The sequence below is a fragment of the Neisseria iguanae genome (genome assembly GCF_003013245.1).
GTDB classification, from domain to species: Bacteria; Pseudomonadota; Gammaproteobacteria; order Burkholderiales; family Neisseriaceae; genus Neisseria; species Neisseria iguanae.
Genome location: NZ_PXYY01000004.1, coordinates 43923 through 54665, shown reverse-complemented (window position 1 = coordinate 54665; position 10743 = coordinate 43923). Strand labels below are relative to the sequence as shown.

The following is a 10743-nucleotide window of genomic DNA, read 5'->3' as shown; positions in this document are numbered from 1 at the left end:
TTTTTTCAGACGCCCCGGGATCTTTGTAAAATCCCTGTCTTTGGTGCATTTTTGGGTGATGCGTTGCCTATCTTTGTAATAATATGTCTGCGTTTTCTGTGCTCTAACTTCGGACTACGCTCAAATCTGTTTTTTTGCAAAGGTCCGGGACTATGTTCCTAAAGGCCGTCTGAAACATTTGAAATCAAAGTTCGGGTATCAACCGGCCGGCAATATGGCTTTGGATGTCGCGATCACTCATGCCGAGTAAGGCGGGTTTGGTTTTTCTTGACGGTTTGCGGTTCGAAACTGCCGTTGCGGTCGCGGGGTGTTTCCAACCCGAAACTGCCGGAACCGGTTTTGACGGTTTTTTTGCTGTGGCCGTTACGCCGGCCGGGCTGCAACTGCTTTTGTTCGAGGTATTGTCCGGCTTCGGCTTCCAATGCGGCCTCGGCCGGTTGTTTGATGGGCGGAGTAAGGGGGCCGTCTTTACCGGTCAGTACCTGTCCGGACTGAAGTTGCCTGAGTGCGGTTTCGAAATCAAATGAGGGTTTGGTCATGTGTCTTCTCCTTTATGGGGGGTAGGGGATTGACACAGATTTTTGAACAGTACCGAATTAAATAATTAAGACAACCTGATGGTTCTTACTTCTATATCGTTTGTTATTCTATGTAATTGAGGCCGTCTGAAACTTTTCAGACGGCCTCAAGTTTATTTCTGTTTATTTTTTTAGTTCGGCCAAAATGTCATCGACGGTTTTCTTCGCATCACCGAAACACATCACACTGTTTTCATTGAAGAAGAGCGGGTTTTGCACACCTGCATAGCCGGTGTTCATTGAGCGTTTGAATACCACTACTTCTTTGGCGTTCCACACTTCCAGCACCGGCATACCGGCAATCGGTGAATTCGGGTCGGTCTGCGCGGCAGGGTTGACGGTGTCGTTGGCACCAATGACCAACACCACATCGGTTTCGGTGAAATCGTCATTGATTTCATCCATTTCCAATACGATGTCGTAAGGTACTTTCGCCTCAGCCAGCAACACATTCATGTGACCTGGCAGACGGCCTGCCACAGGGTGGATGCCGAAGCGCACCTGCGTGCCGTTTTGACGCAAGCGTTCGGTGATTTCCGCCACTGGATATTGCGCCTGTGCTACCGCCATACCGTAGCCCGGAGTAATGATTACGCTGGAAGCGTCTTTCAGCATGGCAGCGACGCCTGCCGCATCGGTTTCGCGGTATTTGCCTACTTCATCGCCGCCTGCAGCGACTGCCGTGCCGTCTGAACCGAAACCGCCGGCAATCACGGAGATAAACGAACGGTTCATGGCTTTACACATGATGTAAGACAGAATCGCGCCACTGGAACCGACCAGTGCGCCGGTGACAATCAGCAAATCATTAGCCAACATAAAGCCTGCTGCTGCTGCTGCCCAGCCTGAATATGAGTTCAGCATAGACACCACCACAGGCATATCTGCACCGCCGATGGAAGCCACCAAGTGCCAGCCGAAAACCAAAGCAATCAAGGTCATCAGAATGAGGGCAAACCAGCTGCCGCCGGCAGAAACAAAGATCAAAAGCAAGATGAACGACACCACCAAAGCAGCCAGGTTCAATTTATGCTTGGCAGGCAGTTGCAGCGGTTTGCTGCTGATTTTTCCGTTGAGTTTGCCGAAGGCGACAATAGAGCCGGTGAATGTGACGGCACCGATGAATACCCCCAAGAACACTTCCACCAAATGAATGGTGTGCATTTCAGACGGCACATCACCCGGATAAATAAAGCTGTTGAAGCCGACCAATACTGCTGCCAAACCGACGAAGCTGTGCAACAAAGCAATCAGCTCAGGCATTTCGGTCATCCCGACTTTTTCCGCTTTGTGAATACCGATGGCCGCACCGGCTGCCATCGCCAACACTACCCAGAAAAAACCGGAAGATTGTTCGCTGAAAATAGTGGCAAACAAAGCAATCGCCATACCGATCATGCCGGAATAGCAGCCCTGCTTGGCCGTTTCCTGCTTGGACAAACCGGCCAGAGCGAAAATAAACAAAATTGCGGCGACGATGTAGGCCGCAGTTACCAAACCTAAAGACATATCGTGCCTCCTTAACCTTTACGGAACATGTTCAACATACGGCGGGTTACATAAAAACCGCCGAAAATATTAATGCTGGCAATCAAGATGGCAATAAACGCCAGCAGCGAAACAAAACCGTGTCCCTGCCCGATTTGCAGCAGTGCGCCGACCACGATGATGCCGGAAATCGCGTTGGTTACCGACATCAGCGGCGTATGCAGCGAGTGTGACACGTTCCATACCACGTAATAGCCAATCACACAGGCCAAAACGAACACGATAAAGTGGTTCAGAAATTCGGCCGGAGCAACCGCACCAATCCACAGAATCATAATGGCAGCAATCACAGCAGGGGTGAGTTTTTTCCACAGCAGTACCAGTTTCGGTTCGGATTTCGCCACTGGCGCGGCTTTTTCAGACGGCGTAGCTTGCGGTTGTGCAGACACCTGAATGGCCGGCGGCGGGAATGTGATTTCGCCGTCTCGGGTTACGGTCATGTTGCGGATAATCACATCGTCAAAATCCAGCGTGATTTCACCGTCTTTATTCGGGCGCAACAGTTTCGACAGGTTGACCAGATTGGTTGCATACAGCTGCGAAGACTGGCCGGCCAAACGGTTGGCCATATCCGTGTAGCCGATAATTTTCACGCCGTTGTCGGTGACGAACAATTCGCCGGGTTTAGTCAATTCGCAGTTGCCGCCGGCGGCTGCCGCCAAATCGACAATTACCGACCCTGCTTTCATTGATTCCACCATCACGGCGGTAATCAGCTTCGGTGCCGGTTTGCCAGGAATCGCGGCAGTGGTGATGATGATGTCGACGTCTTTGGCCTGCTCGGCAAACAGTTTCATTTCCGCCGCGATAAATTCCTCGCTCATTGTTTTGGCATAGCCGTCGCCGCTGCCGCCTGTTTCTTGCGGGAAGTCGAGTTTCAGAAATCGACCACCCATCGATTCGATTTGCTCGACCACTTCCAAGCGAGTATCGAATGCTTTAACAATGGCTCCCAATGAATTGGCTGTGCCGATGGCGGCCAAACCGGCCACGCCTGCACCAATTATCAACACTTGCGCCGGCGGCACTTTGCCCGCGGCGGTAATCTGGCCGGTAAAGAAACGGCCAAAGGCATTGGCTGCTTCAATCACGGCGCGGTAGCCGGAAATATTGGCCATGGAAGAGAGCGCATCCAAGGCTTGAGCGCGGGAAATGCGTGGTACCATGTCCATCGCCAGCACATTGACCTTTTTATCGCTCAAGAGCTGCACCAGCTCAGGGTTTTGAGCAGGCCAAATGAAGCTGACCAAGGTTTGTCCGGCGTTCAGACGGCCTGTTTCTGTTTCCGTCGGTGCGTTGACTTTATAAATCAACGGGCTTTGCCATACGGTTTCCATGTCGGCAACGGTAGCACCGGCGGCTTCATAGGCGGTATCGTCCAAACTGGCAGCCAGTCCGGCATTGTGTTCTACCACGACTTCAAACCCCAGCTTCTGCAATTGGGAAACAGTCACAGGCGTACAGGCCACGCGGGTTTCACCGGCCAGAGACTCTTTAGGAATACCAATCCTCATGTCTTCGTCCTTTAAGTTAGTTAATCAAACTTATGTAAATGAATCTTAAACGATACTTTATAACTAATTTTTGCGCGAAACACAATGAAAAATTCTGTTTCTTAATATATTAATTCCAACTGGGCATAGTCCGAAAAATGCTTTGGAAGGAGGGTGGGCGATAGATACCTTTTAAATTGCCATCTTAAAATAGTGTTAAACCAACAAAAGGAATACGTCATGCGAATGCTCCACACCATACTGCGCGTTGGCAATCTGGAAAAATCACTTGCTTTATTATCAGAGTGTTTTGGGTATGCAGTTCTTGCGCCAACACGATTATCCCGAAGGAAAATTCTCTTTGGCTTTCGTCGGTTACGGCAACGAAGCCGAAAACACCGTTTTGGATCTGACTTATAACTGGGGTGAATGAAAGCTACGATTTGGTGGCGAAATTATCATGAACAAACATTCGGCGAAAGCCTTATCGGCTCAGGAAAAAGCACAGGGCAAAATTTTGTTGTGCTGCATATGGCTCAAAGCCATCCCGATATTCACATCAACGGCTACAATCCATCCCACAAGCGGCGAAAACCTTTCCTCCCTGTACTCATTCAGCACAATGTAGCAGTGTTGCATTTGGGTTTGCCCAAAGCATCGGCATTTCCGTTCTCTGCCGGACAATGCATTGATTTACTGTTGCCAGGCAACATCACGCGCAGCTATCCGATTGCCGACACACCCGGCCAAATCGGCTTTTTAGAACTACATATCCGCCGGCGTGAACAAAATGCCTGCAGCAATATGATTTTCAATCAGCCACCTGCCTTAAAGGGAAAAGGGGTTGTACGCATTAAAGGCACATTCGGGATATTCGGCCTGTAAAAAACAGTGCGAAACCCATCATTTTCTTGGCTACCGGTACAGGTTTTTCGCCAATACGCAGCATGCTGGCCGAACTTGTCCGCCAAAAAAGCAGCCGTAACGTGCATTTATATTGGGGTGCATGCAAACAAGACGATTTGTATGCCTTGATTGAAACACAAGACTACTTACGCCGTCTGAACAATGCGCACTTTACACCGGTATTGACTTCACCGCCTCCGGGATGGCAAGGTGAAAGTGGCTGTGTGCAAAACACTGCGGCTCGCGATTATCCTGATTTGGGCGGCCATGAAATCTATGCCTGCTGCGCCCCCGCCATGGTTGAAGAGGCATTTGCATTACTGACCACACAATGTGGATTACCTAAAGGTTTATTTTATTCGGAAGATTTTACTGAAGCCGCCTGAATGCTGCGGTTTATCAAAAATCAATGAAAGCATTTTCATTCTTTTAATCTTAAATTAAAGTTATAATATTCCAGTATCAAACACTTGTCCTAATAGCAGCCACAGCATAATGCAGGCCGGCTCGACCGATTCTTCATAATGCTGCTTTAAACGGTCAAATCGTGTCGCAATCGCACGGAATCGCTTTAACTTTTGAAAAGTATTTTCTACCCTATACCGTAATTTGTATCAATACCAATCAATAGAGGCATTTAAATGTTCACGATTACACCGGTACGGAATGTTGGGTTTCATCATCCCAAAAAGTGTTAGATGCAGAATAAAGAAACCTTGTTTAAAAAAACTGATTCGGACAGCCACAGGTATAATACCATTCCAACCCATGCTCCCAGAGAAACGCTAAACGGCAAAACTGAAAAAGCATGGCGTGGACAACTCCCTCCCTCAAGCAAGTATCGGCGTCGTAAACCTAAAGAATTAGATTTATTGGACGATCAAAGTCTAATCAAGTAGCTAAAAAACAGGGTACTGCATATTAAAAAAAGGATTGAAGTAGATTATCAGTCATATCAGACTGCAAAAATAAAGATAACCAATTGTAAATTCACAAAGATGCCCAAAGAAAACTTCTTCAATTTTTTGTACCGGAAGTCACTGCCCGTGCAGCCGCTGATATTTTGGGTATCCGGCCCGGTTGGGCTATGTTGTCCTACCGCAAAACCCGCCGGGTGACAGCCTGTCATTTGGCACAGGAAGCCGGCGGGGTTTTCAGAGGCCCCACCGGGCCGGACGGAGGTTGTTTCGGCAGTCGGCGTAAGGGCAAACGCGGACGCGCGGCAGCAGGGAAAGGTTGGTACCGCCGTTTTGGGGGATAACGGAAAGGATACGTTATTTCCTGTTATCAAACAGACAATAACACCTGACAGCATTGTTTATGCCGGTAGTGACAGGGGCTGTGGCGTGCTTGATGCGGGCAGGTTCGCGCATCAGCGTATCAACCGTTCACGGTTTTTTGCAGACTGTCAAAACCCTATCGGCGGCATTGGAAATTGTTGGAACCGGGCTAGGTACGTCTTGCGCAAATACAATGGGGTTGGCTGTAAATCTTTCCTGATGTCCTTGAAAGGATGCGGGTTCCGCTTTGACTTTGGCACACCGTCCGGGCAGCTTGAAATGTTGCGGCAATGGTGTGGTGTTTGGGGCTAATCTGCGTCAGTCCCTAAAAAAAATATGCAGACGAGCATCAGGACAAAAAACTACAAGACATCTGCCATTATAAAAACCCGCAATACTACCCGGCTAAAAAATGCGGAAATATTAGAAATGATTATTGCTCAATCTTCATTGCTTGATTCGATTATATTGATTGTTTTGCAAGCAGCGGCAGCACCCTTTTAGCCGAAGAAAAATTACAACGCAGATGAATAGGCGCAAATGTTTCTGCTGTTACCATTGAAACCATACAAAATGGTTGAGTATTCTTTCTTACCAGCTGATTAATTTGGATATTTCCGAATATTGGATATTTCCGAATAGTTATATCATCAATGATTTTTTCTACTCTGATTCTTAAAGGAAATCAAAAATGACCCAACAAATCGTCATCCTCCGCGGCGACGGCATCGGCCCTGAAATTATCGGCCAAGCCGTTCGCGTGTTAGACAAACTGATCAAACAAGGCTTGGATGCTGCTTACGAATACGCGCCTTTGGGTGGTGAAGCTTACGACAAATACGGTTCGCCCTATCCGGAATTCACTCAAAACCTGTGCCGTCAAGCCGATGCCGTATTGCTCGGTGCGGTCGGCAGTCCAGAATATGATACGCTCGAACGCACTTTGCGCCCCGAACGCGGCTTGTTGGCAATTCGCAAAGACCTGAATTTATTTGCCAACCTGCGCCCTGCCATTTTGTATCCCGAATTGGCCAATGCTTCAACCTTGAAGCCTGAAGCGGTTGCTGGTTTGGATATTCTGATTGTTCGCGAACTCACCGGTGATATATACTTTGGCGAACCGCGCGGAATCCGCACCTTGAAAAACGGTGAACGCGAAGGTTTCAATACCATGAAATACAGCGAGAGCGAAATCCGACGCATCGCCCGCATCGCCTTCCAAGCGGCACAAAAACGCAATAAAAAAGTCTGCTCGGTCGATAAAGCCAATGTATTGGAAACCACCGAATTGTGGAAAGAAATTTTCAACGCCGTGGCGCAGGAATACCCTGATGTCGAACTCAGCCACATGTATGTCGACAACGCCGCCATGCAGCTCGTACGCGCGCCCAAGCAGTTTGACGTGATTGCCACCGGTAACATCTTCGGCGACATCCTGAGCGACCAAGCCTCCATGCTCACCGGCTCCATCGGTATGCTGCCCTCCGCCTCACTAAACGAAACCGGCAAAGGCCTCTACGAACCCTCACACGGTTCCGCGCCCGACATCGCTGGTCAAAACAAGGCCAACCCACTCGCCACCATTTTGTCGTTGGCAATGCTGGTGCGATACAGCCTGAACGACGAAGCGCGTGCGCAACAAATCGAACAAGCCGTACAAACCGTTTTGAAACAAGGCTTCCGCACCGGCGACATTTTCGAAGAAGGGACCAAACTGGTTTCTTGCTCGGAAATGGGTAATGCTGTTTTGGCCGTATTATAAGGCCGTCTGAAAAAATCATTAATATCATCAGCGATTATCAATGCCGGTTAAATAGAGAATCAACCATCAGAAAACATTTATTCGCATTACCTACGTTAAGATGTTCTCTAACAATATATAGAGGGCTAAGGAGAGGAATCACCAAAAAATATGATAAGTTCCTGATTATTAAATTAAAAAAGTAATTATCAAAAGTTCAGCAAAATTTCAGAACTGAAATTCAGCGTAATAATCCGCTGTTGCGCGCTTGAGTTAACTGTTTCCGATACCTCCAACATGACCGTCATCAGTATCCGCAGTATCCATCCTGTCTGCCTGAAAATCAGGCCCAGGATTAAATCCTTATGCGGACCAAATCTGCCCCTGTCCGGCATTGTCGAATCAGACGGGCCTTAGGTGTACGGCGCATCAGGGATAGGCGTAGGCGCAGTGTTTCGGGTAAAACCATTTTACTTTCCGATTTGTCTTCAAGAATATTGAAGCGTAACAGCGTTGTTTTAATAGCGGGATTGTTCCTGATGCGCCAAAAGCTCTGTTAACCAAAATGAATATGCAGCCACATTTCTGCCGACGGCGGAATCGACACTGATGGCCGGAAGGCATAATGATGGTCTTTGTAGATATGGGCTACGAGAAGCATTGCCGTGTCCACCATGATGCCGATGAGTTTACCCTCAGGAAGCAACATATTAACGGTATCGAATATTTCCGTCAAAGGACTCCTGTCTAAATTCTATGGTATTTCTAGAGATATGCTTATCTGCATTTAAAAGAAACAGAATTTAGGTTTAACCACCATCATGAAAATTTGGGTAAAATATTAATAAAGATATTTCGAAATAACCTGATTTTATGTTTTTTGCTTCCTAAACCTCTAAGAATATATTTATATTGATATTAAGGAACAACCTATGTCTGCCGAAGAAAAACCAACACCGGCCGCCGAACCCGAACATTATACTGCCAAACCTGGAGCCGGGTCTCAAAAAGACAGTGAAGTCCAAGCTAAACCTGAAAAATCGGTTCCGCCCAAACCGGGCAAGCCGAAATCTGCCGCGATTCAAATTCATCCATTGGACGAACGCATCCATCCGAAAAAAGCCGAAGGCCGCTTTGCCAATCTGCGTATTGCGGCAGTATTGGCCACGCAATTTGTGTTTTATATTGTGCCGTGGTTTAACTGGCTCGACCGTCAGGCAGTATTGTTTAATATTCCTGACCGCCATTTCTATATCTTCAGCTTGTCATTGGGCATGGGCGACCTAATTTACCTGGCGCTGCTGTTGATGATTTGCGCATTCGGCCTGTTTTGGTGGACAACCATTGCAGGCCGCTTGTGGTGCGGTTATTCGTGCCCGCAAACGGTTTATACCGAAATCATGCTGTGGATTGACAACTTGGTCGAAGGCGACCGCAACAAACGTTTGAAGCTGGAAAAATCGTCTTGGAATTTTACCAAAATCCGCATCAAAGCCACCAAATACCTGCTGATTTTCCTGTTCTGCGCATGGACGGGCATTACCTTCGCCGGATGGTTCAATCCGATTCGAGAATTTGTTCCGGCATTGTTTAATGGCTTGGCCGGCGGTGGCGCCATGTTTGCCGCGGCATTCTACGGCTTTATGACATTCTTCATGGCGCACATCATGCGTGAAAAAGTGTGTCTGCACATGTGTCCTTACGCTCGCTTCCAAAGTGCGATGTTTGATAAAGATACGCTGATCATTTCCTACGACTACGAACGCGGCGAACCGCGTGGCGCACGTAAGAAAAGCATTTCCCGCGAAGACACCCCGTTGGGCGACTGCATCAACTGTAATATGTGTGTGCAAGTATGTCCGGTCGGCATTGACATCCGCGACGGCTTACAATACCAATGTATCGGTTGCGCGGCCTGCATTGATGCTTGTAATGAAATCATGAATAAAATGAGCTATCCGCGCGGCCTGATCCGCTACACCACCGAAGGCGCGCTGGAACACGACTATCCCGAATCCGACATCAAAAAACGTTTAAAGCGCCCGCGCGCAGCCGGTTACGGTGCGGTGTTGGCAGTGGCAGTTATTGCCTTTATCACCGGTATTTCTACCCGTAAAATGGTTGAAGTTGACATTTTGAAAGACCGTGGCGTCATGGTTCGCGAAAACACGCAAGGCTGGCTGGAAAATGCGTATAATTTACGCATCATCAACAACAGCGAATACGACCAAGTCCTGACTGCCCGTGTAAAAGGCTTTGAAGAAATCGTTTTGACCGGTTTCCCGGAAGAAGGCTTGAAACTGCCTGCGCGCGAAACCGTCACTATTCCGGTACAAGTAGCCACCATTCCGGAATATGCCGACAAAGGCAGCCATCCTATTGAGTTTACCTTCACCTACCAAGAATCAGACAAGTCTGATGCGGATAAAGTGGTGATTGAAGAAGAAGCAACCTTTATCGGAGAATAATATGCCCCCAAAAAAGAATGCACAACCTTGGTATCAAAATTTCTGGCCTTGGTTTTTGATGGTCGGCCCGATATTTGTTGTGATTGCCAGTGTGTCGATGTTTTTTGTGGCCAAGCAAAACATGACTGATTTGGTATCAGACGATTACTACAAGGACGGCAAACACATCGAAATCGAACTGCACCGCGACGAAGAAGCAGTCAAACGCCATATTCAGGCACAGGTGTTAATCAGCCCCGATATGGATAAAGCAAAAGTCTTTGTTAGCGGCGATTTCGACACTAAGCAGCCGGTCAACCTGCAATTGCTGCATCCTGCCAAAAAAGCGGAAGACCAAACCATCACACTAAAAGCCGTTGATACCAATGGCTCAATCGGGCGCATGGAATACGATGCCGTGTTCAAGCCCTTACCGGCAACCAATCACTGGTATGTGCGCGTGGCCGATGTTGCCGGTATCTGGCGAGTCGAAGACAAATGGATTACCAGCCAAGGCAATGCCATCAATCTGACGCCGATGGATAAATTATTCGGCACTGGTAACACCCGATAAAATCCAAGGCCGTCTGAATCAGATTGTCAATGTTCAGACGGCCTTCTATTGCCTGCAATCCGGAAAGTGTGTTTTGCCGTTCAATCTTTAATCGATTATTCTTTCAGACGGCCTCCACTTTGAAAGCCAGACACAACCCACCATACTGCCTGTTATGTTTCACTCCGATTCCTATC

General features: G+C 48.0%; 7 protein-coding genes and 4 pseudogenes. 8 read left to right on the top strand and 3 right to left on the bottom strand.

Going from position 1 to position 10743, the window contains the following annotated elements:
- Nucleotides 1–245: 245 nt before the first annotated feature.
- The 3 genes and pseudogenes from C7N83_RS01380 to C7N83_RS01370 form a co-directional block, all read right to left on the bottom strand.
- Nucleotides 246–539: pseudogene (locus C7N83_RS01380) on the bottom strand (transposase); the annotation flags it as partial.
- Nucleotides 540–701: 162 nt separating this feature from the next.
- Nucleotides 702–2087: a Re/Si-specific NAD(P)(+) transhydrogenase subunit beta gene (pntB, locus tag C7N83_RS01375; RefSeq protein WP_106740061.1), complete on the bottom strand. Its 1386-nt coding sequence runs from the start codon at nucleotides 2085–2087 to the stop codon at nucleotides 702–704.
- 11 nt (nucleotides 2088–2098) lie between these two features.
- On the bottom strand, nucleotides 2099–3640 hold the full coding sequence (locus tag C7N83_RS01370) for a Re/Si-specific NAD(P)(+) transhydrogenase subunit alpha (RefSeq protein WP_106740059.1): 1542 nt from the start codon (nucleotides 3638–3640) through the stop codon (nucleotides 2099–2101).
- 219 nt (nucleotides 3641–3859) lie between these two features.
- Here C7N83_RS01370 and C7N83_RS01365 point away from each other — a divergent pair.
- The 8 genes and pseudogenes from C7N83_RS01365 to C7N83_RS01320 form a co-directional block, all read left to right on the top strand.
- A pseudogene (locus C7N83_RS01365) lies at nucleotides 3860–4043 on the top strand (VOC family protein); the annotation flags it as partial.
- A 5-nt stretch (nucleotides 4044–4048) separates the two neighbouring features.
- Nucleotides 4049–4504, top strand: a complete 456-nt coding sequence (locus C7N83_RS01360) for an FAD-binding oxidoreductase (protein WP_106740057.1) — start codon at nucleotides 4049–4051, stop codon at nucleotides 4502–4504.
- Nucleotides 4505–4530: 26 nt separating this feature from the next.
- Nucleotides 4531–4911 (top strand): ferredoxin reductase domain-containing protein, encoded by a 381-nt coding sequence (locus tag C7N83_RS01355; RefSeq protein WP_146135067.1) that lies wholly within the window; start codon nucleotides 4531–4533, stop codon nucleotides 4909–4911.
- A gap of 582 nt (nucleotides 4912–5493) precedes the next feature.
- Nucleotides 5494–6117: pseudogene (locus C7N83_RS01340) on the top strand (IS1595 family transposase).
- 379 nt (nucleotides 6118–6496) lie between these two features.
- Nucleotides 6497–7567: a 3-isopropylmalate dehydrogenase gene (gene leuB / locus C7N83_RS01335; protein WP_106740052.1), complete on the top strand. Its 1071-nt coding sequence runs from the start codon at nucleotides 6497–6499 to the stop codon at nucleotides 7565–7567.
- 204 nt (nucleotides 7568–7771) lie between these two features.
- Nucleotides 7772–8462 (top strand): annotated as a pseudogene (locus C7N83_RS01330) (IS1595 family transposase).
- Between the two features lie 16 nt (nucleotides 8463–8478).
- Entirely contained in the window at nucleotides 8479–10014 is a 1536-nt protein-coding gene (gene ccoG, locus C7N83_RS01325) for a cytochrome c oxidase accessory protein CcoG (protein WP_106740050.1), read from the top strand.
- 1 nt (nucleotide 10015) lies between these two features.
- Nucleotides 10016–10567, top strand: a complete 552-nt coding sequence (locus C7N83_RS01320) for a FixH family protein (protein WP_106740049.1) — start codon at nucleotides 10016–10018, stop codon at nucleotides 10565–10567.
- The last annotated feature ends 176 nt before the right edge of the window (nucleotides 10568–10743 follow it).

Excerpts from the sequence above, each read along its gene's own strand:
- ccoG (WP_106740050.1), top strand. The coding sequence starts at position 8,479 with ATGTCTGCCGAAGAAAAACCAACACCGGCCGCCGAACCCGAACATTAT.
- leuB (WP_106740052.1), top strand. The coding sequence starts at position 6,497 with ATGACCCAACAAATCGTCATCCTCCGCGGCGACGGCATCGGCCCTGAA.
- pntB (WP_106740061.1), bottom strand. The coding sequence starts at position 2,087 with ATGTCTTTAGGTTTGGTAACTGCGGCCTACATCGTCGCCGCAATTTTG.
- C7N83_RS01370 (WP_106740059.1), bottom strand. The coding sequence starts at position 3,640 with ATGAGGATTGGTATTCCTAAAGAGTCTCTGGCCGGTGAAACCCGCGTG.
- C7N83_RS01360 (WP_106740057.1), top strand. The coding sequence starts at position 4,049 with ATGAAAGCTACGATTTGGTGGCGAAATTATCATGAACAAACATTCGGC.
- C7N83_RS01320 (WP_106740049.1), top strand. The coding sequence starts at position 10,016 with ATGCCCCCAAAAAAGAATGCACAACCTTGGTATCAAAATTTCTGGCCT.